The sequence below is a fragment of the Thalassospira sp. MCCC 1A03138 genome, from assembly GCF_002115785.1.
Taxonomy (GTDB): Bacteria; Pseudomonadota; Alphaproteobacteria; order Rhodospirillales; family Thalassospiraceae; genus Thalassospira.
Genome location: NZ_JFJY01000001.1, coordinates 476314 through 501271 on the forward strand (window position 1 = coordinate 476314; position 24958 = coordinate 501271).

Here is a 24958-nt window from a genome sequence, read left to right on the forward strand (position 1 = left end):
ATAACGATGACATCATCCCAAAAACCGGCTTTGATCGGTGCCGGACCACTGGCCGGGCTTGGTGCCTTTGTCATCTGGGGCTTTCTGGGCTTCTATTTCAAAATCATCGATTTCGCGAGCCCGTTTGAAATTCTCGCCCATCGCATCCTATGGTCGGCGATGCTGACATTGACACTGGTTTTTGTCCTGAAACGTCGTGCGCGATTGTGGGACCTGCTATCGTCCAGGCGCACCATGGGACTGTTATTCATAAGCAGCCTGCTGATCGCCGGGAACTGGGTGATCTATATCTGGTCGGTCCATATCGGACATGCGCTTGAAGCCAGCCTTGGCTATTACATCATGCCGCTGATCATGCTGATCCTTGGTCGCATCTTCTTTGGCGAGAAGCTTAATCGCATTCAGATCGTCTCGGTACTGATCTGCTTTGCCGGGGTTCTGAACCTTCTGGTGTTTTTCGGATCACTGCCGTGGATTGCGCTTAGCCTGTCGTTGCTGTTCGGCTTTTATGGCGTCATCCGCAAATTTGTTCCGGCCGATCCGATTGCCGGTCTGTTTGTCGAATGTCTGCTGCTGTCGCCGATGGCATTTGGCTATCTGGTCTGGCTGAATGCATCGGACACCATGGCCTTCACCAATCTGGGGATCGGCCATGATGCTCTGCTGGTGTCGCTGGGTGCTGTCACAACCATTCCGCTGGTGCTGTTTGCCTTTGCCGCCCGGAACATGAAATTTTCCGCGCTTGGTCTGATGCAGTATCTGAATCCGACGATCCAGTTCTTTGTCGCGGTTCTGTTGCTCGGCGAAACTTTTACCCAGGCGCATATGATAACCTATGCGCTGGTCTGGGTAGGACTTGGCATTTTTACATGGGATAATCTGCGGACCGCACGGCAATTGCGCCGCAAGAGTTGACAGAACCGCCCCTTCCAGCCATATCTTCGGCCATAAAACCATAACCTGAAATATCGCGGCAGAGAGATCGCCGCCTTTGCAGCCAAGGACAACCAACATGACCGACAATCCGGTTTTTGATCGCATCCAGAAAGACATCAACGATAACGACGTCGTTCTGTTCATGAAGGGCACCTCGATGTTCCCACAATGCGGTTTCTCGGCCGCCGTCGTGCAGGTCCTTGCCGAACTCGGCGCGCCGTTCAAGGACATCAACGTTCTGGTCGACCCGGCAATCCGCCAGGGCATCAAGGACTTCTCGAACTGGCCGACCATTCCGCAGCTTTATGTCAAAGGCGAATTCGTTGGCGGTTGCGACATCGTTCGTGAAATGTATGCCTCGGGCGAACTGGCCCAGCACCTGAAAGACAAGGGCGTTGCTGTCGCTGCCTGAAAAGGCGGATGACACAGACCCGATCCGGCCTCACAGCCGAAGATATGAAACGCGCCGTGCGGATGCCCGGCGCGTTTTTTATTGCCCTGCTGCGATTTCCATCACCTCAAGCCCTGCGTGCATATGGGCCGACGTCGTAAAACTATTCCTTGAAGGCCCTGTTTGCCTGTACCATCTTCCAGATGGGAATTCGTTTTTACGAACAGGACGTTGGGCGGGACATTATGAAAATCACAACAAAAATCCTGATGTGCCTCGGGCTCTGGCTGCTGGTGGCCGGCACTGTGTCGGCTATGGCAGACAGGGCACATGCACAGGCTGCCTTGGCTACAATCGCCGCCCAAAACGAAGTACAGACCACGGAAACAACCGATCCGTCCGATGATGCCTTGTCCGAGACGGCTGAAACGACCTTCAGCTATTACGACTTTCTTGATGCCGGGGTTGCACGAACCCGCGAACAGATCGCAGATACCTTTACCGGTCTTGAAACCTTTCCCGATGAAATGGCACGAACCGGTGATTTCCTGGCATCGGACATCGGCCGCAGGGGACTGATGCGCCTTGCGCTGTTTACCGTGATCTTTGTCGGTGTCGGATTGATCGTCGAATTCCTGTATCGCCGCGCTGCGGCCCCGCTTTGCAGCTATCTTGAAGCACAGCACCCCACTCGGTTTTTCGACCGGCTGCGTCAAATGGCGCTTTTATCCGTCCTGTCGCTGCTGTCTTTGACGGTCTTTGCCATCGGCTCGATCGGTGCCTTCATGATCTTTGACTGGCCCCCCCTGATGAAGGGAGCACTCCTGTCACTGCTCGCCGCATTTTTTGTCCTGCGTCTCGTCATGATCGTGCTGCAATTCCTGTTTGCGCCACAGGCCGAAGGCCTTCGGATGATCAATGTGGATCCACAGACTGCAGCAACACTGACGCGCACCATCACCATCGCAAGTGGCGTTTCGTTATCTGCCTTTGCGCTGGCCGGGGTTTTTCGGCAATCACCGGCAATGGTACATGGCGACATAATCCTTTTTGATATCGCGGTCGTGATCAGTGTTCTGGCCTTTTGCTTCGCAACGGTTTCGCTGGCGCGTTATTTCGCCACTCACCGGCTCACGGGCGCAGTTGAAAAGATTGCCCTGCCCGTGTCGCTTGCCCGTTTATGGCCCGTCATTATCTGCGCCTATCTGATTGCACTCGGTGCGACGACCATTCTGGCGGCAGACCGCTTCATGAAGTGCCTGCTGGCGATTGGCATAGCCTGCCTGTTTGATGCGATTTTCCGCAACATCATCGAAAGCCAGCATCGCAAAAAAGCCCGACTGGCCGAAGCTGAAGCAGATGCGATCAATGCCCGTGCCGAAGCCGCCGCGATGGAGGCCGAGGAAGAATTCAAACCGGTTCAACCGGACCTTCCGGTCTTTACCCCGGTTCTGAAACGCGGTGTGCGGCTTCTGGCAATTGTCTTTGTCCTTGCCAGCTTCTGGCGCATCTGGGGATTTGATCGCCTTGCGCTGGCCGAGGATGCCGGGATCATTGCGCGTGCGCTTGATGCCTCGACCGAGATCATCATGATCCTGCTGATTGCCGATCTGGTCTGGTCCCTGATCAAGGCATTCCTTGACGAACGCATGAGCCAAAGCGGTACTGGAGATGGACATGGCGACGGCGAAGGTGGCGGTACCGGGTTATCGCGGATTGAAACCCTTCTACCGCTTCTGAAAAACTTCGCGCTTACCGTCATCGTCATCATGGTGGTAATGGTGACATTGTCAGCACTCGGCGTTGATATCGGCCCGTTGATCGCCGGTGCCGGGGTTGTTGGCCTTGCCATCGGCTTTGGCAGCCAGGCACTGGTACGTGACGTGGTCGCCGGGGTTTTCTTCCTGCTTGATGATGCCTTCCGGCTTGGTGAATATATCGAGGTCGATAACCTGCGCGGGCGGGTCGAAAATATCTCAATCCGGTCGATGCAACTGCGCCATCACCGCGGCCCCCTGCAAACGGTGCCCTTTGGCGAAATCAAATCGATCATCAACCACAGCCGCGACTGGGTGATCGTCAAACTTGAATTCCGTGTGCCGTTCGAAACCGACGTCAACAAGATCAAAAAACTGGTCAAAAAGCTGTCTGCCGAACTGCTGGAAGATCCGCTGATCGGTGACAGCTTTATCGAACCGCTGAAATCGCAGGGCGTTCGCCGGATGGAAGAATTCAACATGGTGATCGGGCTTAAATATACCTCCAAGCCCGGTGAACAATTCACCATCCGCAAAACCGTCTATCAAAGCGTTCTGGCGATGTTCAAGGAAAACGGCATCCACATGGCATCCCGCAATGTGAAGGTCGATGTGCCCGACGACGCCACACCGGAACAGAAAAAAGAAGCGATTGCCGCAGCCGCACAGCAGGCATCCGAACAGATCGCCCCGCCAAAGGGCTAAGAAGCCAAAGCCCGTCGTGCGTTCCGAAATCAGAAAGCCCCGCACAGCAAACCGTGCGGGGCTTTCTGATGAGGGCTGACAAAGCAAAACGCCCGCTGTTTCCAGCGGGCGTTTTGTGTTCGTCTTCGCGAAATCCGATAAGGATTAACGCGAGTAGAATTCGACGACCAGGTTCGGCTGCATCTGAACCGGGTACGGAATTTCTGCGAATTTCGGAACGCGAACGAAGGTACCTTTGAAGGCCTTCGCGTCAACGTCGAGATATTCCGGAACATCGCGTTCGTTCAGGTTGGCAGCTTCCAGAACCATCGGGATTTCGCGCGAAGCCTGTTTGACTTCAACAACGTCGCCTTCTTTAACAAGGTAAGAAGGAATGGTGACTTTCTTGCCGTTGACAAGAATGTGGCCGTGGTTAACGAACTGACGCGCTGCGAACACGGTCGGAACGAATTTCATGCGGTAGATAACGGCATCAAGACGGGTCTCGAGAATACCGACCAGCGTTTCCGAAGTATCGCCCGGACGACGGGATGCTTCTTTGTAGTAACGCAGGAACTGTTTTTCGGAGATGGAGCCGTAGTAGCCTTTAAGCTGCTGTTTGGCGAACAGCTGGGTGCCGTAATCGGTCGGCTTTTTACGACGGGTCGCGCCGTGCATGCCCGGTGCATATTCGCGCTTGTTCAGCGGCGATTTTGCGCGGCCCCAAAGGTTCACGCCAAGGCGGCGGTCAATCTTATGCTTTGCAGCAATACGTTTCGACATTTTGTAACTCTCTTTTTTAAGATCACTTTATTGTCCCGATAGTTTCCTGTTTCGGTTACCCCAAACAGGAACGGGGACGAAAACACCCGTTTCGCCCCACTTTCTCGGAAGTGAGGCGCAATATAGAGATCAAGACCGCAGAGTCAAACGAAAAGAATCACCCAAACACCAGCCTTGCCGCCATGTCCGCGACCGTCACGCTTTGAATTTGCCACCCCGCATAGCAACGATCATGCCGCGAAGTGTCTGAACTTCCTGATGGGTCAGGTTGGCGCGGTTGAAAATATTGCGGATATTGCGTGCCATATTCGGGCGTTTTGCCTCCACCCGGAAGAAGCCGGAATTGTCCAGTTCCGCCTCAAGATGTTCGAACAAACGATCCAACTCGTCCCGGGTGGCCGGAAAGGTATCGTTCATCATCATCTGGTAGTCGGGCACATCAACACCGGCCTGCCACCATTCATATCCGATCAGCAACACCGCCTGCGCCAGATTAAGCGACGTGAAACCGGGGTTAAGCGGTACGGTTACAACCGCATCGGCCATCGAAATATGTTCGTTGCGCACACCGGTGCGTTCCGGACCGAACAGCACCCCGACCTTTTCCCCCCGCGAGACATTGGCACGCATTTCAGGCGCCAGCCCCTTTGGGGTAAAGACCGGCTTGATCGCGTCGCGCGTCCGCGCGGTCGTCACATAAACCCGGTTCAGATCCGCCAGCGCATCTTCTTCGCGCTCGAACACCTTGGTATTGTCGATGACAATATCAGCCCCTGATGCATTGGCCGTCGCCCGTTCATTGGGCCAGCCATCACGTGGCCGCACCAGACGCAGGTCAACCAACCCGCAATTAAGCATGGCGCGCGCCGCCTTGCCGATATTATCGCCAAGCTGCGGTTCAATCAGGATGATGACAGGCGGATTGGCGATACCGCCGGTTTCGGGTCTTGCGCCATCCGGCATAGCCGCGTTTGCGACGTCGCTCATCGCTTGAATTCTCCGGTCTTTGCATGGGGTGAAGTGCGGGCATGCCCGTCAATATTGGCGTTTCTTTACCAAAAGCCAATGCACGATACCAGTACACATTACACACACGAATAATGCATACATTTTGAACATTTTTATTTTTATGGTGATTTTTTAATCATAAATTGTGCGGTGCATATATGCATTTCGCACGAGGGGCAGCGCCACCAACACCAGTATTATCCTTTATTTCCATATCATTACCGTCATCCGAAGATACATTTCAGGTGACTGGCATATACATTGCTTCTGTTTGAGTGTGCAGCGCGCCTAGGGTTCCGGTTCCGAAAGGAATGCTGGTCCGAGAGGCGCAAGCCGGTCAACGTTTCATAGACCGGTGACACGGCGGGCCAAAATCCCGGGAGACAACTGCACAGGTTTGTCGCGCACAAGCCTTCTCCCGGTTTGTGTGCAAGAGCCTTTCTTGAATTGACTGATCCGAAGTGATCCGCAAAACAAGCAGGAGCGCACACATGTTAAAGACGTTTTTTAAAACACTTTCGTTTGCCGCCGTCCTTTCTGCCTCTCTGGCTTCCCTGCCAGCCCACGCCGAACAAAAGTCCGATTTCAAAGTCTGCTGGTCGATCTATGTCGGCTGGATGCCGTGGGGGTATCTGCAAGATAGCGGCATCATGAAAAAATGGGCCGATAAGTACGATATCTCGGTCGATATCGTGCAGATCAACGATTACGTTGAATCGATCAACCAATATACCGCTGGCGAATATGACGGCTGCTCCATGACCAATATGGACGCGCTTTCGATCCCGGCCGGTGGCGGCGTTGATACCACCGCCCTGATTGTTGGCGATTATTCCAACGGCAATGACGGTATCATCCTGAAAGACGCAACCGACCTTGCCGCCATCAAGGGGCAGAATGTCAATCTGGTCGAACTTTCCGTTTCCCATTATCTGCTGGCACGCGCCCTTGAGAAAGTAGGTCTGTCCGAACAGGACGTCACCGTCGTCAATACATCCGATGCCGACATGATCGCGACCTATGCCACCGATGATGTAACATCGGTCGTGACGTGGAACCCGCTTCTGTCGGAAATTGCCGCCAACGATAATGCAACGCTTGTCTTTGACAGTGCGGGAATTCCCGGTGAAATCATCGATATCATGATGGTCAACACCGAAACCCTTGCCGACAATCCGGCATTTGGCAAAGCACTGGTCGGTGCATGGTATGAACTGATGGGCATCATGTCGTCCGACACCGACGAAGGCATTGCCGCACGCACCGCTATGGCCGAAGCATCTGGAACAGACCTTGCCGGATATGACGCCCAGCTTGCCAGCACGGCGATGTTCTTTACCCCGGACAAGGCCGTTGAATTCACCAAATCGGCCGAGCTTCCCGAAACCATGAAATTCGTTGCCGAATTCCTGTTCGACAAAGGCATCCTTGGCGAAGGCGCACCAAGCCCTGAATTTGTCGGCGTCAGCTTCCCGGATGGCAGCATCTATGGCGACAGCACAAATGTGAAGCTGAAATTCGACACGACCTATATGGAGATGGCCGCCAAGGGCAAGCTTTGAAACCGTGTATTCGCCACGCCACCACGCGCTTCGCGGATTAACTCTGTCGGCCATTTGGCCTTGTAACATTCGTTGCACCAGTTGCATCAGGTTCGGATGGCCGACCTTTCAGATTTTTGCCCCGTCTTGACCACTGCCCCGTTTTTGCAATTGCAAGGTGACGGCCATGCGTATCATCAATCGCACCCTTTCCCGGCGCGCAGCCATATTGCTGGGCTCGATCCCGTTTGCGCTTTTGATCGGAGCCTATGCCATCGCAAGCCATCTGCGCCGGATCGATAATCCGGCGGATAAGCTGTTGCCGTCGCTTAGCAGCATGGGGGATGCGATCTGGCGCATGGGGTTTGAGGCCGACAAACGGTCGGGCGATTATCTGCTGTGGCTTGATACGGTCGATAGCCTGTCGCGCCTTGCGGTTGGCATTTTCATTTCCACCATGCTTGCCGTCGGGCTTGGTATTTCCATCGGCTTCATTCCGCACATCAGGCGCGGTCTGGCGCCCTTTGTCGCCACCCTGTCCCTGATCCCGCCAATCACCATCCTGCCGATTCTGTTCATCATTTTCGGATTGGGCGAGACTTCCAAAGTAATGCTGATCGCGATTGGCACCGCCCCGGTCATGATCAGGACTATCGCGCAAGCGGTGATGGATATTCCGCGCGAACTGATCATCAAGGCCGAAACGCTGGGTGCATCAACATGGCAAATGATCACCCGTGTAGTACTGCCGCAAGTCATGCCCAAACTGATCACCGCCATCCGGCTTGGCCTTGTCCCGGCATGGATATTCCTGATTTCGGCCGAAGCCATCGCATCCACGAGCGGCCTTGGCTATCGCATCTTTCTGGTGCGCCGTTACCTCGCGATGGATGTGATCCTGCCTTATGTAGCCTGGATCACGCTTCTGGCCTTTATTCTTGACCAGTTGCTGTTGATGGCATCGCGCAAGGCGTTCCCTTGGAACCACCTTTCGGGGGATAGTCTGTGATGCGCGACCCAAAATTCATGATCCGCAACCTGACCAAGTCTTACGGCGAATATCCGGTGCTTGAACGCATCAATCTGGATATCGAAGCCGGGGCGTTTTGCACGCTGGTCGGGGCATCGGGCTGTGGCAAATCGACCTTCTTGCGCATGCTGCTGTCCCAGGAACTGCCAAGTGGCGGCGATATCCTGATGGATGGCGCACCACTGCCGCAACAACCCACCCCTGATCGCGGCATTGTCTTTCAACGCTATTCGGTTTTTCCGCATCTGACCGTTGCTGAAAACCTGATCATCGGCGCGGAATTTGCCGCCCGCAAACTGACCGGTCGCCTGTTTGGCCGCGCGCGCAAAAAGGCCCGAGACGATGTTGCCGAACTGCTTGAAACCATAGGCCTTTCGCCTGCCGCCAACAAATATCCCAGCCAGCTTTCGGGCGGCATGCAGCAACGCCTTGCCATTGCGCAGGCCCTGACGATGAAGCCCGGCGTGCTGTTACTCGACGAGCCATTTGGCGCGCTTGATCCGGGCATTCGCAACGACATGCATGAATTGCTGCTGGGCCTTTGGAAGACGCATGACATGACAATATTCATGGTCACGCACGACATCCACGAGGCGTTCAAACTCGGCACCCGGATGCTGGTATTTGACAAGCTGCGCGATGATCCGGTCACACCCGAATCCTATGGTGCAACCATCACATATGACCTGCCGATTGACCTGTCTGTCGCACCGGTTCCCGGTGCCAATGGCGAAACCGATGAAACCGACGGCATGAATTTTTCGACCGCTCTGATGGCGACCATGCCCGTTCCCTGATCTCGAACCCGAAAGCCAACCCAACAAAGACTGACGCAACCCGAAGGAAACAACCATGCGCGATTTCTTTGCCCCCCAAAATGTCCGCCGACATCGCGTGGCCGGAACATTGCCAGCCCCCGCCACAACCCGCCACCACCACCCGAATTTCGACAAGCTGCAATTGCGCGGCTGGAAATCGGCGGAAAAAGAAGCCCTGCTGCCATCAGCCGCTTGGGAAAAGGAAAAGCAGTGGGCGCTTCGCATGGGTCTGACCGGGTCCGATTGCCTGACTGATAAATCAATCCCGACCTTTGCCCGGGGGGAATTGCCCCATTATGCCGGGATCAATACCTTTCTGAAAGCGCCCTATATCGAAGACGTTACCAAGGTCGGTGCCTATGACGCGGCGGTCATAGGCATCCCGTTTGATGGCGGCACGACATACCGGCCCGGCACGCGTTTTGGCCCGCAGGGGGTTCGCAAGATATCCGCCCTTTACACGCCCTATAACTATGAAATGGGGGTCGATCTTCGCGAACAGATGACGCTGTGCGATGTGGGCGATGTTTTCACCATCCCGGCCAATATCGAAAAGACCTTTGACCAGATCACGCGCGCGGTCAGTCACGTCGCATCCAGCGGCGCGCTGCCGATCATGATCGGTGGTGATCACTCCATCGGCTTCCCCTGCGTGCGCGGCATTGCCCAATGCACATCCAAACGCATCGGCATCGTGCATTTCGACCGCCATATCGACATTCAGGAAAAGGACCTTGATGAACGCATGCACACCACGCCGTGGTTCCATGCCACTGATCTGGTCAATGTTCCGGCGGTGAACCTTGTGCAGGTCGGCATTGGCGGCTGGCAGGTCCCGCGCGAAGGGGTCGAAGTTGCGCGCAATCGCAATACCAACATCTTCACCATGCGCGATGTCGAGGAACTCGGACTTGCCGAAACCGCGGCACGCGCGCTTGAACTGGCATGGAAGGATGCTGATGCTGTCTATATCTCGTTTGATATAGACAGTGTTGATTGCGGGTTCGTTCCGGGCACCGGCTGGCCGGAACCTGGCGGCTTCCTGCCGCGCGAGGCACTGGAACTTGTATCGCTCGTCGCCGCCGAAGGCATTTGCGGGCTTGAGGTCGTTGAGGTTTCCCCGCCCTATGACTGTTCGGACATTACCGCCCTGCTGGCAACGCGCGTGATTGTCGATGTGCTGGGCACACTGGTGTCGCACGGCAAAATGGGATCGCATCGCGGCATCATCGACAAACCGGTAAGCATCCCCGCCGGCCCGGATGTGGAGTAACCCGATGCCCCATGATCATCCCCACACCCACACGCATCATCAACATGATCACGACCACCATCATCATGATGTCGGGCACAACCACTCACACGGACCGGGGCATAATCACGCCCCGGACCACGATCACCTGCATTCGCATGTCCATGGCCAAAGTGACGCCGACCATGCCGAAGAATTACAGGTCCTGTCCTCAAGCTTCGTCGAAGGCTTCCGCAAGGCCGATGACAAGGCAAGCTACCTTCGCCTTGCCGACATCCCGTTTCAAAAGACTGGCAAGGATGGCCTGACCATGCATCTGGTCGATGCCAAAATCACCACGCACTGGCAAATCGGCACCGCCTGCCCGGCCTTTGCCACCCGCGAACTGGCCTATCTGCCGTTCCCCGGCAGCATGATCGAGGAACGCGAAACCATGACATTTACCTATGTGTCGATGACCGAACGCGCCGATATCGACCTGCTAAGCTTCATGGCCGAACGCTTCGGACATGCGCACAATCATGACCACCTGCATCACCATCACAGCTAAAACAATAAGGGCGCGGATCAAACCGCGCCCTTTTGCAATTTTATCGTCTAAACCAACAGTCACGCATGCTGGCTACGCACGCCGGACTTGAACAGTTTATAGGTGATCGAATCCCGAAGCGCGTTATAGGACGCCTCGATAATGTTGGTTGAAACACCAACTGTTGACCAACTATTGCCCTCGGCATCGCGGCTTTCGATCATGACGCGGGTGACTGCGCGCGTGCCATCACCACGTGTTATGATGCGGACCTTATAGTCGATCAGTTCGATCTGCTGCACGGCTTCGACATATTCCGGCACGGTCAGAAGCACCTTGCGCAATGCCGCGTCAAGCGCGTTGACCGGGCCATTACCCTCGGCCACGGACATGAACTGCCCGTCACCAACCACGACCTTGACGGTCGCTTCGGACATGGTGATGACCTGTTCGTCCTGCTCGTCCACCCAGCGGCGTTCGTCAATCACGCGGAACGATGTCACACGGAAATAACGGTCAAGCTCGCCCAGTGCCTTGCGCGCCAGAAGTTCGAAACTTGCTTCGGCACCGTCATAGGCATAACCATCAAATTCACGTTGCTTGACCGCTTCGACAAGCTTGCCAACCGCATCGGATTTCGGATCGACCTCGACCCCGATTTCACGGAACCGTGCCAGAATATTTGAACGCCCCGCCTGATCCGACACAAGGATATGACGCTGGTTTCCGACAAGCTCCGGCTCGATATGCTCGTAACAGGCCGGGTTCTTTTCCACGGCGGACACATGCAATCCGCCCTTATGCGCGAATGCACTATCCCCGACATAGGCCGCCTGACGGGTCGGCTCGCGGTTAAGTCGTTCATCAAGGATGTGCGAAATCCGGCGCAGATGGGCTAGCTGTTCATGCGAAATGCCAACGTCATAACCCATCTTCAGCATCAGGGTCGGGATGATCGAAATCAGGTTGGCATTGCCGCACCGCTCGCCCAGACCATTCAACGTACCCTGCACCTGCCGTGCCCCGGCACGAACCGCCGCCAAAGAGTTCGCCACCGCATTCTCGGTATCGTTATGGCAGTGAATGCCGACATTCTCGCCCGGAACATAGGAACAAACATCGGTGACAATGTCGAAAATCTCATCGGGCAGTGTACCGCCATTGGTATCGCACAGGACAACCCAGCGCGCACCGGCCTCGTACGCCGCCTTGATCGCGGCAAGGGCGTAGTCGCGGTTAGCCTTGTAGCCATCAAAGAAATGCTCGGCATCGAACATGACTTCGGAAACCTGGCTTTTGAGATGTGCGATGGATTCCGAAATCATCGCAAGGTTCTCCGAAAGCTCAATCCCGAGCGCCTCGGTCACCTGAAAATCCCAGCTTTTTCCAACCATGCAAACAATCGGCGCGCTTTGTGCAAGCGTCGTCAATCCCGGATCGTTTGATGCCGAACGCCCCGCGCGCCGCGTCATGCCAAATGCCGTCAGTTTCGAATTTTTAAGTTTCGGTGGATTGGCAAAGAATGCGTCATCGGTGGGGTTTGCACCTGGCCAGCCGCCTTCAATATAGTCAATCGACAGCTCGTCCAGTGCCTTGGCAATTGCGGTTTTGTCCGCTGCCGAAAAATCCACGCCCTGGGTCTGCTGCCCGTCGCGCAAGGTACTGTCGTATAGATAGACGCGCTTGTCTGACATATTCATTCCAAAACTGATCGATCTTCTCTTGTTCCGGCATGTGCCGGACGGTCTGGCAAATTGCCGCAAAACCGTCATTTACGCAACCGCATTACAAGACATGCCAATTATGCGCTGCTTTTTGCCCAAAATCGCCTAATTGCCCACCTTTAGGATAGCAAACCTGTCCCCCTGAATGGTTGTAAAGGCATGGTAGTAATGATTAACTCTACCATACATTGTGAAGTGACTGGGAATACACCCCCCATTTCTTCGGGCTTCGCATGGATAGGGACACCAAGATGGCATTGAAAGCCGCCGAAGATTTTGACGTTATGCTGCTTGCGGGTCTGACCTGGCACCGTGCCGGCAAAAACAGCTGGACGGCGTCCGACCGTTTCGCCGCTTACACGATCTTTCTCGAACCTGATGACCGCTGGTACGGTCAATGGGAACGTGACGGCGAAAAAACGGCGGCAGACTGGTCCTGTCCTACCCTTGAAACCTTTGCCGAATATATGGTCGACAACGCCCGTCGCCAGAATATCGACGGCATGGATTGAAATTCGCCTCCCCTGTTGGCCGCGCTGCCATCAGAAGCGTCCCACGTGCACACCCCGAAACTCGGATTAGATGATTATCTACCTCCCCCCGCCGAGTTGTTGCACATATGACGGCCTGTCTCCCCCGGACAGGCCGTTTCTTTTAAGCCCGCGCATTTCTGTCCTTGCGTTTGGCTTCATACCGCTTATGTGTGACCCATCCAGATATTCATAAGACAAGGCACAATTCATGAGCAACGGCATCCCGATGCAGATCGATATCGTCTCCGACGTTGTCTGCCCTTGGTGCATCATCGGCTACAAAAACCTTGAACAGGCGATTGAGCGTCTGGACGGTCAGGTCGACATCAAACTGCGCTGGCACCCGTTCGAACTGAACCCTGATATGGGGCCCGAAGGCCAGAACCTGTCGGAACATATCAAGGAAAAATACGGCCTGACCCCGGATCAAAGTGCGGAAAATCGCGACCGTATTTCGATGATGGGTGAAAATGTCGGCTTCGACATCCGCTTTAGCTCGGACAGCCGCATCTATAATACCTTTGATGCGCACCGGATGCTTTATTGGGCGGGCAAGGAAGGCAAACAGACCGAATTGAAACTGGCCCTGTTCCGCGCCTATTTCCAGGAAGGCGAAAATCCCGGCGATCACGGCGTGATCAAACGCGCCGCCGAGGAGGTTGGTCTGTCACCGGAAAAGGCAGACGAAATTCTTGGTAGCGACATGTTCGCCAAGGAAGTCCGCGCCGAAGAGGAAGAGTTCCGCAATGCCGGTATTTCGTCGGTTCCTACCTATGTTGTGAACGGTAAATACGCCATTTCCGGCGGCCATCCGCCCGAAGTTTTCGAACAGGCATTGTCCGAAATCGCCCGTCAGGTCGAGGTTGCCGACGACGAAGTCATTTTTGACGACTGATACCGTCATCGGATATGATCATCCAAAGCCCCGGTTGCCTTTCGCACCGGGGCTTTTGCATTCTCGACAGAACTACAACCGGGGCGTACAGTTTTCATGCCGCCACCACGGCATGTTTGCCACCATGTTTGACAGAGGATCGCCCTATGATCGACTTTGCCGATATCGCCCCCTATTTGCCGGGGATATTCCTTGCCTATGCCGCCCTTCTGATGGGCTTGATCAGCCCCGGCCCTGCCTTGCTCGGTCTGATGGGTGTCTCGCTTGAACGCGGTCGCCGTGCCGGTCATTGCTTTGCCATCGGGATCGGAACAGGTTCGCTTTGCATCGGCATTCTGACCCTGACGGGTCTTTCTGCCCTTCTGGCAAGCTGGGCCGATGCCATGACCGTCATTCGCATTGCTGGCGGGATCTATCTTTTATGGCTGGCCTTCAAGGCATTTCGTTCTACATTCCGGCCCGCCCAACCGGCCGGCGATGCCATTGAGCGCGATGATAAAACCATCTCGCCGGTCGGGTATTTCAGTCGTGGGCTGAGCCTTCACCTGACAAATCCCAAGGCAATCCTGACATGGATTGCCATCATCTCCGTCGGCTTTGCCGATGGCACGCCGCTTTGGGTGGGATGGGTGATCGTGATTGGCTGTGGCACGATTTCAACCTTGGTACATTTCGCCTATGCCACCGCCTTTTCTACCGCCCCGGCGATTTCGCTGTATCGTCGGGCGGCGCGCTGGATCAATGGTTTGCTGGGTGTGTTCTTTGCCACGGTTGGTATTCGCCTGCTTGCCGGGCGTTAAATCGCGCGGCACGGGCTCTAGTCATCCCCGCCGGTATCAAGCAATGACCGGCGGGTGACACCGTTTTTCTGATCCATCCAGCCACCAAGCACCGTCAACCAGACAGCAATCAGGGGCAGCAGCGCGATATTCTGGTCCATAACCCATAATGTCCCGCTGGACAGTACACACCACACCAACGGCACAGGCAACAGGCCCCAGCGCCACGACCCACGCGCCAGCAGGATAAAGCCAAGTGTTCCGATTGCCGTCGGATCGGCGGCACTGCCAAACAGTTCCGCCTGTATCAGGTCGCGCCCTTCGATCAGACCGACAAAGGGATAGACGAAAATCGCCATCACGATCATCACCACCCCGGCAATGCTGGAAAAATCACCGCGCCAGCCAAATCGCAACGGCATCCGGCGCGCGGCAAACATCACCATCAACAATGCCTCTGTGATAAATGCCGGAATGAAATAAGGGATTATCCAGTTGATCGGCTGGTAATAATACCAAAGGAAGCCCGCAGTCACCCAGCCCCAGATCATCGCCAACAGCACAAGCGCCACCCGGTTGCCGCGATTGCCGTGCCGGATGGAAAGGCCAAAGGTGATGATCCCTGCTACCAATGCGGCGGTAACCGCAAGCCACCATGTGGTATTCAGCATTTCAAACAGCCGGTAATAAACGCGCGGCGAAAACAGCAGAAAATCTGCCAGACTGTAGCTCCACCACTCGCTCATTACAGAACCCCGATCACGGCAGCAATACGTTGGCGCATGTCGTCATCGGGCATTGGGCCGGTGGCCGCCTGCATGTTTTCCATGGCGTGCATCGGCTGTGTCGTTGCCGGGATCGGACAGGTCACCGCCGGATGGGAAATCAGATATTTCAGGATCAACTGCGCCCAGCTTCGTACTTCGATCTCGGCGGCAAAGTCCGGCAGTTTTTCACCTTCAAGCCGATCAATCAGATGGCCGCCCTGAAACGGTCGGTTGACGATCACGGCAATTCCGCGTTCCGAGGCCAGCGGCAGCAGGTAATCCTCGACCTTGCGATCCACCGGGTTATAGGTGACCTGTACGAAATCAAGCGGCGTGTTTTTCATCACCGCGATCAGATCATCGGTGCGTCTGCCATGCGACGTCGTCACGCCGACATAACGCAGTCGTCCGGCATCCTTCATATCGAACAGAAGCGGCAGATTGTCGTTGATCCCCACCAGATTATGGACCTGCAACAGGTCAAACTTTTCGATGTTCCAGTAATCGGATGTTTCGGCGATCTGTTCTGCACCGTCATCCGACGTCCAGACCTTGTCGGTTGAAAATACCCGATCACGCGCGCCCAGTTTATCAAGCCCGTAACCAATCACATCCTGGGACGATCCATACATCGGCGAGCTGTCGATCATCCGTCCGCCTCCGTCAAAAAAGGCCTGCATGACATTGGCGCACTGGTCGCGCAAAACCGGATCATTGCCGACATTAAACGTGATCCAGCTACCCAGACCAACCGCCGGGATCATTTCACCCGTTGACGGGATCGGCTTTTTGATCACATCAAGAACCGCACGATTATCAAGCGTTTGCGCCCAAAGCGGCTTGATCGCGCCAAGGCCCGCTGTTGCGCCAATCGCCGTCACACCGCGCAGGAAATTCCGTCGACCCAGTAAAAACATCGCAATCCCAACATTGTCGTTTCGAACCGGTCACAGGATAGAAGGTGGTCAGAATGTCATGTCTGCGCAACTGCAAGCTGTTGCACAAACTGGCAAAAAATTTACGCTTGACCTAAAGTACACTCCAGCAGCTAGCCTTTTGAAAGTTCCCCAAGCTGAAAGGTGACCGACATGATGATTGGTGAAGTCTCGGCCAAAAGCGGTTTGCCCATTCACACGCTGCGCTATTACGAAAAAATCGGTCTCGTGCCCAAACCGTCACGCGATGCGGGCGGCCGACGGTACTATGACCCGGAAATTCTCGATTGGCTGACTTTCATAAGCCGGCTTAAGGATCTTGGCATGCCGATCCGCGACCGGGTCCGGTTTGCCCGTCTGCGCAGCGAAGGCGAACAAACGGTTGGCGAACGGCGCGAACTTCTTGAAATCTATCGGACCGGGCTGGCCCAAAAAATCGCCGAACTGACCGAAACCCTCGAAGTGCTCGATTACAAAATCGCCAATTACGACGAAATCGGCCGCAAGAAAACGGCCTAACCTCAAAAATACCTTACAGGAGCCCCTTATGGCTGAACATAAAAGCGCGCTCGATGCCGGGCGCGATGTTGTCGCACGTCTGAACCCACCGCTTGAAGGCGCCTTGGCCGAAAAATACGATACCCTGGTGCCCGGATTTGCCGAAAGTCTTGTTGAATGGGCCTATGGCCGTCATTACGCGCGGCCCAACCTTGATCTGAAAACCCGTCAGCTCTGCACGATTTCCGCCCTGACAGTTCTGGGCGCGCAAACCGCACCCCAGCTTAAGGTCAATATCAAACATTCTCTTGCTGCCGGGGCAACACGCAAAGAAATCATCGAAGCGATCTGGCAGATGGCGGTTTATGGCGGTCTTCCTGCCGCGATCAACGGCCTGAATGCCGCACAGGAACTGTTTGACGAACTGGACGCCACCGCCACTTAAAGCAAAAAGGCACCGCAGGTCTCCCGGCGGTGCCTTTTCCAATTCAAATGCGACGGATCAAACGCGCTTCCAGCTCGTACCTTCCTTGAAGTCTTCAAGCAGGATACCACGCGCCAAAAGATCGTTTCTGATCTGATCGGCGGTGGCAAAGTCGCGGTTTTTCTTCGCTTCGGCACGCTGCTGGATCAGACTGTCAATCTCGGCAGCTTCATCTTCATCGGCAGAACCGGTGAACCAGGCTTCCGGATCATTTTCCAGAATCCCCAGCAAAGTTGCCGCCGCCAGAACACGGCCCTTGGTTTCGGCCTTATCATACTTCTTTGTCGCCTTGTTGAGTTCGGTCACCAGTTCATGGAACTCCGAAATCGCAAGCGGCGTATTAAGATCATCACACAGCGCGTTCAGAACCGATTCCGGCACCGGGGTGTTTTCCGGTTCGATATCGGTGGTCTGACGAAGGGCGGTATAGAACCTATCCAGCGCCTCTTTGGCCTGACGCAGGTTTTCTTCGGTCCAGTTGATCGGCTGATGATAATGGGTTCCCAGCATCGCCAGACGGATCGCCTCGCCCGGCCAGCTTTCGAGCAACTCGTGCACGGTGACAAAGTTGCCAAGCGACTTGGACATCTTTTCACCTTCGACCATCAGATGGCCGTTATGCATCCAGTATTTGGCGTAACTAGAACCCTTGTTTGCGCAGCAGCTTTGCGCGATTTCGTTTTCATGATGCGGGAAAACCAGATCCGATCCGCCGCCATGAATGTCGAAATTCTCGCCCAGATAGCGTGTCGACATGGCAGAGCATTCAATATGCCAACCCGGACGTCCGCGGCCCCATGGGCTTTCCCAGCCCGGCGTCTCGTCATCGGACGGTTTCCAAAGCACAAAGTCCGCCGGGTCCTTTTTATAGGGGGCGACTTCAACCCGCGCACCGGCGATCATTTCTTTGCGGTCGCGACGCGACAGCCTGCCGTATTCTTCATACTGGCCAACGGAAAACAGCACGTGCCCTTCGGCGGCATAGGCAAAGCCCTGTTCGATCAGGCTTTCGCACATCGCGATCATTTCTGCGATATGTTCGGTCGCGCGCGGTTCGATATCGGGCTTGGCGGCATTAAGCGCGCCCATATCATCAAGATAGGCCTGATGGGTGCGTTTGGTGATTTCCGAAATCGGCTCGCCACTTTGGCGGGCACGTTCGTTGATCTTGTCATCAACGTCGGTCACGTTGCGCACATAGGTCACGTTTGGATAGATATGGCGCAATACACGCACCAGCGTATCAAACACCACAACAGGCCGAGCATTACCGACATGGGCATAGTCGTAAACCGTCGGGCCGCAGACATAAAGCCGGACATGGTCGGCATCAATCGGCTCGAACACCTGCTTTTCACGGCTTAGGGTGTCATAGATACGCAATGTGGTCTTGGTCATGTTTTCGGTCCATATGGCTTTTGTTTTCGGTTTTGCTGGATATTCCGGCGGTCAAAGCTGTTTGCTTTAGACCGCCTTTCCACAAAGCCGTTCACACGCCTTTTCACGTCCGATCAGAACCAGCATCGCCGACATTTCCGGGCCATGTTCACGCCCCGTCAACGCCTTACGCAGCGGCATGAAAAGATCCTTGCCCTTGCGGCCGGTCGCATCCTTGATCGCACCGGTCCATGCTTTCCAGCTGGTTGTGTCAAGGTCGCCTTCGGGCAGCATATCGGCCGCCTGCTTTAAAAATTCCGCATCGGCGTCGTCAATCTGCGGGATGACCTGTTTGGTGATCACATCCCACCATTCAACCGCTTCTGCCACGCGCCAGCAGTTTCCGCGCACCGCATTCCAGAATTCTTCGGGTGCATCGCCCAGACCAAGGGCCTCAAGCTTTGGCTTTGCCGTTTCAAACGACATGTCATGAATGACTTTTTCGTTCAGGCTGGCCAGTTCCGCCGGATCAAATTTCGGGGTCGAACGGCCATAATGCGACAGATCGAATTTGCCCAGAACCTCGGTCAGAGTAGCCGGTTCGATCTTGTCCGATGCACCAAGCCCGGTCAGAAGCCCGACAAGTGATGCGACCTCGAACCCGTCATTACGCAATTCACGCAGCGAAAGACTGCCCAGACGTTTCGACAGCTGCGAACCACCCGGCCCCGCCAAAAGTGGCATATGGGCAAATTCAAGCGCACCGGGCTTACCACCCATCGCCATATAAAGCAGGATCTGTGACACCGTATTGGTCACATGGTCCTCGCCGCGGATGATATGGGTAACACCCATTTCAAGATCATCAACGACCGAACCCAGCATATACAGCAGCGACCCGTCTTCGCGGATCAGAACCGGGTCGGACACATGTTCCGTATCAAACGTGCAAATCCCGCGCGTCAGGTCATCCCATTCAACCACGCCATCGGTCAGAAGGAAGCGCCAGTGCGGTTTGCGCCCTTCCGCCTCAAGATGGGCGATTTCATCATCCGAAAGCGTCAATGCCTTGCGGTCATAGATGAACGGTTGATGACGCTGGCGTGCGGCCTTGCGTTTCCAGTTCAGTTCGCCTTCGGTTTCATAGCACGGATAAAGCATGTTGCGCGATTTCAGGTCGTCAATCGCCGCGTCATATTTATCCTGACGCAGACTTTGACGTTCTTCGCGGTCCCAGTCGATACCAAGCCATTTCAGGTCTTCACGGATCGCATCGACATATTCATCTTTGGAACGGACCGGATCGGTATCGTCAAAGCGCAGGATGAATTCGCCACCATGTTTACGGGCATAAAGCCAGTTCATCATGGCAACGCGGGCATTACCGACGTGAAGAAGCCCGGTCGGGCTGGGTGCAAATCGCAGGACAGGTTTTGTCATTTCAAACTTTTTTCAGGTCACTAAATTCGTGAAACCGTTGGTAATCGGATAGCGGCGGTCGCGGCCAAAGGCACGCGGAGTAATCTTGACCCCGGGTGGTGCCTGTCGGCGTTTATATTCCGCCCGGTCCAGCAACCGCCAGACCCGGCGCACCGTGGCCTCGTCATGGCCGCTTTCGACAATCTCGGAAACAGACCGTTCGCCTTCAATCATCTGATGAAGGATATCATCAAGAACGTCATAAGGCGGCAGGCTATCTTCGTCTTTCTGATCCGGGCGCAGTTCGGCCGATGGCGGCTTGGTAATGATCCGTTCCGGGATCACAATGCCGTCCGGACCAAGCGCGCCCGCCGGATGATGGGCATTGCGCCAATGGCAAAGCGCAAACACAGTAGTTTTGTAAAGGTCCTTCAAAACCGAATAGCCACCGCACATGTCACCATACAGCGTGGCATAGCCAACCGACATTTCCGACTTGTTGCCCGTCGTCAGAACCATATGGCCGAACTTGTTTGAAAGCCCCATCAGGATGATCCCGCGTGAACGGGCCTGAATGTTTTCTTCGGTAATGTCCGGGTCACGGCCTTCGAATGCCGGGCCAAGCATCTGTTCGAATGCCCCCATGGCAGGCCCGATATTAATGCTTTCAATGCCGGTTTTCAGCATCCCGGCACATTGTGCGGCATCCTCAAGGCTTTCGCGTGACGTATAGGGCGACGGCATCATCACCAGCCGCACCCGATCCGCCCCCAGCGCATCAACAGCAATGGCCGCCGAAAGCGCGCTGTCGATCCCGCCCGACATGCCGATTACAACACCGGGAAAGCGGTTTTTGTTCACATAATCCCGAAGCCCCAAAACCAGCGTCTGATATATCGCATCAAGTCCGCTTGGATAGTCGGCCTTTGGTGCATTTTCATCGCACCGCCAGCTACCATCTTCACCACGCGACCACGTATTGGTCACGACATCCTCGGAAAAGCCCGGCAGGGCCACGGCCAATGATCCATCACCGTTAAGACCGAACGAGCCGCCATCAAACACCAGTTCGTCCTGGCCACCAACCTCGTTGCAGTAAATCATCGGAACGCCGGATTCACGTACCCGATCCGCAATCAGGTTACGGCGCAGATCGCCCTTGTCGGCCTCGAACGGTGATCCGTTCGGCACGAGGAAAATTTCCGCGCCGCGGTCTTTCAGATGGGCAACAACCTTTGGCGTCCAGACATCCTCGCAGATCGGCACACCAAGTTTCACCCCGCGGAAGGACACCACATCGGGCATCGGTCCACCACTGAACACGCGTTTTTCATCAAACACGCCATAATTCGGCAGGTCGTTTTTCGCCCGCACCGTTTCGATCTTGCCCTGATCAATCAGAAGAACCGCGTTAAAGCGTTCCCCGTCAATATCCCACGGTGTCGTCAGCAACAGGGCCGGGCCGTTTTTGCGGGCCTTGGTGCGCGCGCATATATTATCGACCGCATGGCGCAGATGGCGCATGAAGGCAGGCTTCATCACAAGATCCTCGGGCGGATAGCCCGACAGAACCAGTTCGGAATAAAGGACAATATCCGCGCCCTGATCAGCCGCAGTTTCCCAGGCAGCCACAACTTTCTCGGCATTCCCGGCAACGTCGCCGACAACGGGGTTAAGCTGGGCAATCGCGATGGCAAGCATATTTGTCATGATGTTGGAATAGGAGGCGTCCGGTTTGGTGTCAATTGCCGAATGCGCGATAGCAGCACTGCATCAGCAACAATGCCGTATTTTTGCATTGTCATAGCAACTTCATTCACCGTCACTTGATAATCGCTTGCAATACGTTCGCAAAGTGGCTTTATTGCGCCAGCCGAAAAATCGGCACCAAAAACAATAATTTGAGACGAGCAAACCAATGACGAAAAACCAAAACACGGCGGCAGAATTGCCGGTCGTGACAATATCCCATATTCCAGGCCGTGAAATCAGCGAAAATCTGGGCATCGTATTTGGCAGTTCGGTTCGCAGCCGAAGTTTCCTGTTTGATATTTTTGCCTTTTTCAAAAACCTGTTTGGCGGCGAAGTGCGCTCTTATACCCGCCTTCTAGAACAGGCCCAGACCGAGGCCCTCGAACGCCTGGTCAAACAGGCCGGTGTGATGGATGCCGATGCGGTTGTTGATGTGCATTTTTCCACATCGCAGGTCGCATACAAGGCGGCTGAAATCTTTGCCTATGGCACGGCTGTTCGCCTGAAATAATCCCCGGAGTCTTTTCCAATGCAGGAACTATTTGTTCCGGGGATCATGCTAATGATCCTGATCGGGATCGCCTTTGTGACAGGCCGTCTGGCTGAAGCCGCCCACGAACGCGCCCTGCGCCGTGACGAGCAACTTTTGCCAAATCAGCACCTGAGCACCGAGGACCATGCCCCCGAAGACATCGTTCTGCGTTACAGCAGAATGGTCACCGGCAAGGTTGTGATCGGCGAAGACCGGTTCCGCAATCTGCTTGCGCGTCTGCGCATTTTCGTTGGCGGCCGATTGGGGGCACACGAAGCCACCATCACGCGTGCCAAACGCGAAGCCATGCTGCGCATGCGGACCGACGCCAAGGGCGCATCCCACATTACCGGCATCCGCATGACCACAGCTCAGCTTGGCCGTGGCATGGTGGAAATGATGGTTTCGGGCACGGCCCTTTATACCGACAAACGCCCCAGCGGCGGCTTTCCGTCTGCCCTGCCTGATGATGGCATCAATATCAGCCATAAAAACCTGCTGGTTGAATTTACATCGGCAAGTGCGGCGTTTCTGTTTATCTGCTGGGGCATTTACGCTGCCAGCGGTTTTGCTGTCGAATGGGCAACCCGCCAGATTTCGATCGAGGATGAAATCGCCATCTGGTCCGATCTTGAAGGCGACTACATCATCGAACGCCGCAGCGATGATGAACGCAGCCTGCCGGAACGCTATATCCTTGATCTGATCAACTCGATCCCGAAATCGGCCCTTGGCCCGGCTGCGGCCTATGATTTCGAAGTTGTCATCATCCCCGATGAAACGCCAAATGCCGCCGCCCTGCCCGGCGGGTTGATCCTTGTTCATACTGGCATGCTTGAACTGGTCGACACCGAAAACGAACTGTTATCCATCCTTGGGCATGAAATCGGCCATTATAACGGCCGTGACCATCTTGAAGGGCTAGGGCGGCAGGCGGTTGGCGTTGCCCTGTCGGCGATGATGTTCCAGGCCGATGCGGTTCTGACCACCTGGATTGCCGGGTGGCCAAAAATGCTGGCTGATCTGGATTATTCCCGATCCCAGGAACTTGATGCCGATAAATGGGGGCTCGATATCGTCATGGCGAAATATGGCCATGCCACCGATGTCGCAACCACCTTTGCCAAGCTTGCGATGATGCAGGAGGATGAGAGCATGCTTGATTATCTCGGCACGCACCCTCATCCAATGGATCGCGTGCGACGCCTTAATAAAATGGTCGCGGACCGCAATCTGCCGCTTGGTGAACCGATACCGCTACAGACAGCTTTCGAACGCTATGTCGATGCCCTCGAAGGGCAGTCAACAATCTACGACGAGTACGAAGCTCCGGAAGGATCAGAATAATGCGTCTCTTTTTATCCCCGTTCCGCTTTCTTAGCGTCAGCGGCAAACCCAATATCGAATTCTGGTTCACCCAGTGTATCATTCTGGCGTCAACGGTTCTTGGTGTGTATCTGGCAAGCTTTGCCGGCTTCCGGATTGCGGTTGATTTCGACCGCTATCAAAGTCTATCGGATGTCAGCTATCTGGAAAAATCGCTTGAGGCCGAGTTTGTCGACAATATCGAGCGTGTAGAACAATGGATCGCGGAATATCCCGAAGCCCCGATGAAATGGCACGCCCGCGAACTGACGCCAGAAGCGACGCATCGCCTTGACGATATGGTCTGGTCGACGATGCGTTATTCACCGCGTACGTTCGAAGTCCATCCGGAAATCATTACCGGCGTGCGTCGTTTCTATACCGGTATCGAAGCCCAGATGACCAGTCTGTTCCAGCAACAGTCGGCCAACGGCTATTCCCGTCGCGCCATTGAAAACATGAAACAGCAGGTCGCGGCTGCACGCACCGATATCCTGCCAAAACTGCGTGGCGAAATCGAAACGCTTGATGCAGAACTGGCCGATATGATGGATTGATCGACCGATCCGACAATGCGAAGGCCGGGAAGCATAAAACACCCGGCCTTTTTTTATGCGGAATTTTTACAGCGCTAGTGCAGCGTCAATTTCATCCTGGCTCATGGTTTTGGCCGACCCATGGATGATGCCACTTGCAACATCCATGAAACGCTGAAGGGACAATGTCACCGTACTGGCAGTTTCGCGTAAAAGGTCTTCATTACCCTCGGCAATCAGCGCATCAAGCTGTTCGTTGGCGCGAAACACGATGGCGTTCATATGCTCGATGGTTTCCTCGAACGGGCGTCGGAAACGAGCCGGCACATGATCATAGGCCTCAATCGCCAATTCCTTGTCGGAAAAGGCACTGTCACGGAAATGGTCCTGATAGCCTTTCGGCGCCCATTCCTTGCAGTCCTCAATCATGTCGGGCATGTCCGGAACCATTTCCAGAAGCATCACGATTTCATTGAAATGGTTCAGGTAATCGGTCGCAAGCAGCGTGGTCGAGGAAATGTTGGTTCCCTCCACTTTTTTCTGCCATGCGGCGAAATCCGCCTCATCCACCATGTTTCGTGCGACCCCTTCCCCAAAATCCCCGCGATATCGTGCCGCGATTGTCTATACTTA

Annotated in this window: 25 protein-coding genes and 1 riboswitch; of the genes, 16 read left to right on the top strand and 9 right to left on the bottom strand. The window is 55.1% G+C overall.

Annotation, left to right across the window (positions count from 1 at the left end; translation table 11 throughout):
* Positions 1-6 precede the first annotated feature (6 nt).
* The 3 genes from rarD (at position 7) to TH468_RS02300 (ending at position 3789) form a co-directional block, all read left to right on the top strand.
* Positions 7-915 (top strand): EamA family transporter RarD, encoded by a 909-nt coding sequence (rarD, locus tag TH468_RS02290; protein ID WP_085642024.1) that lies wholly within the window; start codon positions 7-9, stop codon positions 913-915.
* A gap of 97 nt (positions 916-1012) precedes the next feature.
* Complete coding sequence (gene grxD, locus TH468_RS02295) at positions 1013-1348, top strand: Grx4 family monothiol glutaredoxin (RefSeq protein ID WP_007091305.1); 336 nt, start codon at positions 1013-1015, stop codon at positions 1346-1348.
* A gap of 224 nt (positions 1349-1572) precedes the next feature.
* Entirely contained in the window at positions 1573-3789 is a 2217-nt protein-coding gene (locus TH468_RS02300; protein ID WP_085642444.1) for a mechanosensitive ion channel family protein, read from the top strand.
* Between the two features lie 144 nt (positions 3790-3933).
* Here TH468_RS02300 and rpsD read toward each other — a convergent pair whose 3' ends face one another.
* Together rpsD and TH468_RS02310 are read right to left on the bottom strand one after the other, a co-directional pair.
* Positions 3934-4551 (bottom strand): 30S ribosomal protein S4, encoded by a 618-nt coding sequence (rpsD, locus tag TH468_RS02305; protein ID WP_085642025.1) that lies wholly within the window; start codon positions 4549-4551, stop codon positions 3934-3936.
* Between the two features lie 195 nt (positions 4552-4746).
* Positions 4747-5538, bottom strand: a complete 792-nt coding sequence (locus TH468_RS02310) for an RNA methyltransferase (protein WP_082824836.1) — start codon at positions 5536-5538, stop codon at positions 4747-4749.
* Positions 5539-5836: 298 nt separating this feature from the next.
* Positions 5837-5944: riboswitch (guanidine-I (ykkC/yxkD leader) on the top strand.
* A 106-nt stretch (positions 5945-6050) separates the two neighbouring features.
* Between TH468_RS02310 and TH468_RS02315 the strand changes: the two genes are divergently transcribed.
* From TH468_RS02315 to TH468_RS02335, 5 genes are all read left to right on the top strand, one after another.
* Positions 6051-7121, top strand: a complete 1071-nt coding sequence (locus TH468_RS02315; protein ID WP_085642026.1) for a putative urea ABC transporter substrate-binding protein — start codon at positions 6051-6053, stop codon at positions 7119-7121.
* A 166-nt stretch (positions 7122-7287) separates the two neighbouring features.
* Positions 7288-8109 (top strand): ABC transporter permease, encoded by an 822-nt coding sequence (locus TH468_RS02320; protein ID WP_085642027.1) that lies wholly within the window; start codon positions 7288-7290, stop codon positions 8107-8109.
* Positions 8109-8927 carry an ABC transporter ATP-binding protein gene (locus tag TH468_RS02325; RefSeq protein ID WP_085642028.1) on the top strand — a complete coding sequence of 273 codons (819 nt, stop codon included), beginning with the start codon at positions 8109-8111 and terminating at the stop codon, positions 8925-8927. Before TH468_RS02320 ends, TH468_RS02325 begins: the two co-directional genes overlap by 1 nt.
* A 55-nt stretch (positions 8928-8982) precedes the next feature.
* Positions 8983-10221, top strand: a complete 1239-nt coding sequence (locus tag TH468_RS02330) for an agmatinase family protein (RefSeq protein WP_085642029.1) — start codon at positions 8983-8985, stop codon at positions 10219-10221.
* 4 nt (positions 10222-10225) lie between these two features.
* Complete coding sequence (locus TH468_RS02335) at positions 10226-10750, top strand: hypothetical protein (RefSeq protein WP_085642030.1); 525 nt, start codon at positions 10226-10228, stop codon at positions 10748-10750.
* Between the two features lie 59 nt (positions 10751-10809).
* Here TH468_RS02335 and cimA read toward each other — a convergent pair whose 3' ends face one another.
* A complete protein-coding gene (gene cimA, locus TH468_RS02340; RefSeq protein WP_085642445.1) occupies positions 10810-12423 on the bottom strand; it encodes a citramalate synthase in 1614 nt (537 codons plus the stop codon).
* Positions 12424-12704: 281 nt separating this feature from the next.
* Between cimA and TH468_RS02345 the strand changes: the two genes are divergently transcribed.
* From TH468_RS02345 to TH468_RS02355, 3 genes are all read left to right on the top strand, one after another.
* Positions 12705-12965: a hypothetical protein gene (locus tag TH468_RS02345; RefSeq protein ID WP_062952942.1), complete on the top strand. Its 261-nt coding sequence runs from the start codon at positions 12705-12707 to the stop codon at positions 12963-12965.
* Positions 12966-13194: 229 nt separating this feature from the next.
* A complete protein-coding gene (locus TH468_RS02350) occupies positions 13195-13881 on the top strand; it encodes a DsbA family oxidoreductase (RefSeq protein ID WP_085642031.1) in 687 nt (228 codons plus the stop codon).
* A 146-nt stretch (positions 13882-14027) separates the two neighbouring features.
* Entirely contained in the window at positions 14028-14681 is a 654-nt protein-coding gene (locus TH468_RS02355; protein WP_085642032.1) for a LysE family translocator, read from the top strand.
* Positions 14682-14698: 17 nt separating this feature from the next.
* Here TH468_RS02355 and TH468_RS02360 read toward each other — a convergent pair whose 3' ends face one another.
* Together TH468_RS02360 and TH468_RS02365 are read right to left on the bottom strand one after the other, a co-directional pair.
* Complete coding sequence (locus TH468_RS02360; protein WP_085642033.1) at positions 14699-15406, bottom strand: DUF6064 family protein; 708 nt, start codon at positions 15404-15406, stop codon at positions 14699-14701.
* Positions 15406-16344, bottom strand: coding sequence for an aldo/keto reductase (locus TH468_RS02365; protein WP_085642034.1), 939 nt, complete (start codon positions 16342-16344; stop codon positions 15406-15408). The genes TH468_RS02360 and TH468_RS02365 overlap by 1 nt, the downstream gene beginning before the upstream one ends.
* A gap of 171 nt (positions 16345-16515) precedes the next feature.
* Between TH468_RS02365 and TH468_RS02370 the strand changes: the two genes are divergently transcribed.
* Complete coding sequence (locus tag TH468_RS02370) at positions 16516-16881, top strand: MerR family transcriptional regulator (RefSeq protein WP_062952946.1); 366 nt, start codon at positions 16516-16518, stop codon at positions 16879-16881.
* Positions 16882-16909: 28 nt separating this feature from the next.
* Complete coding sequence (locus TH468_RS02375; RefSeq protein ID WP_085642035.1) at positions 16910-17305, top strand: carboxymuconolactone decarboxylase family protein; 396 nt, start codon at positions 16910-16912, stop codon at positions 17303-17305.
* Positions 17306-17362: 57 nt separating this feature from the next.
* Here the strand turns inward: TH468_RS02375 and cysS are convergent, their stop codons facing one another.
* The 3 genes from cysS to TH468_RS02390 form a co-directional block, all read right to left on the bottom strand.
* A complete protein-coding gene (gene cysS, locus TH468_RS02380) occupies positions 17363-18742 on the bottom strand; it encodes a cysteine--tRNA ligase (RefSeq protein WP_085642036.1) in 1380 nt (459 codons plus the stop codon).
* 66 nt (positions 18743-18808) lie between these two features.
* Complete coding sequence (locus TH468_RS02385; RefSeq protein WP_085642037.1) at positions 18809-20161, bottom strand: glutamate--tRNA ligase; 1353 nt, start codon at positions 20159-20161, stop codon at positions 18809-18811.
* Positions 20162-20173: 12 nt separating this feature from the next.
* The gene (locus TH468_RS02390) at positions 20174-21850 is read right to left on the bottom strand and encodes an NAD+ synthase (protein WP_085642038.1); all 1677 of its coding nucleotides are present in this window, start codon (positions 21848-21850) and stop codon (positions 20174-20176) included.
* A 208-nt stretch (positions 21851-22058) separates the two neighbouring features.
* Between TH468_RS02390 and TH468_RS02395 the strand changes: the two genes are divergently transcribed.
* From TH468_RS02395 to TH468_RS02405, 3 genes are read left to right on the top strand one after another with little or no spacing between them, the layout of a single operon-like run.
* Positions 22059-22403 (top strand): YbjQ family protein, encoded by a 345-nt coding sequence (locus TH468_RS02395; protein WP_007091283.1) that lies wholly within the window; start codon positions 22059-22061, stop codon positions 22401-22403.
* An 18-nt stretch (positions 22404-22421) separates the two neighbouring features.
* Complete coding sequence (locus TH468_RS02400; RefSeq protein ID WP_085642039.1) at positions 22422-23771, top strand: M48 family metalloprotease; 1350 nt, start codon at positions 22422-22424, stop codon at positions 23769-23771.
* Positions 23771-24346, top strand: a complete 576-nt coding sequence (locus TH468_RS02405) for a hypothetical protein (protein ID WP_062952953.1) — start codon at positions 23771-23773, stop codon at positions 24344-24346. Before TH468_RS02400 ends, TH468_RS02405 begins: the two co-directional genes overlap by 1 nt.
* A 66-nt stretch (positions 24347-24412) precedes the next feature.
* Here TH468_RS02405 and TH468_RS02410 read toward each other — a convergent pair whose 3' ends face one another.
* Positions 24413-24898 (bottom strand): hypothetical protein, encoded by a 486-nt coding sequence (locus TH468_RS02410; RefSeq protein ID WP_085642040.1) that lies wholly within the window; start codon positions 24896-24898, stop codon positions 24413-24415.
* Positions 24899-24958 lie beyond the last annotated feature (60 nt).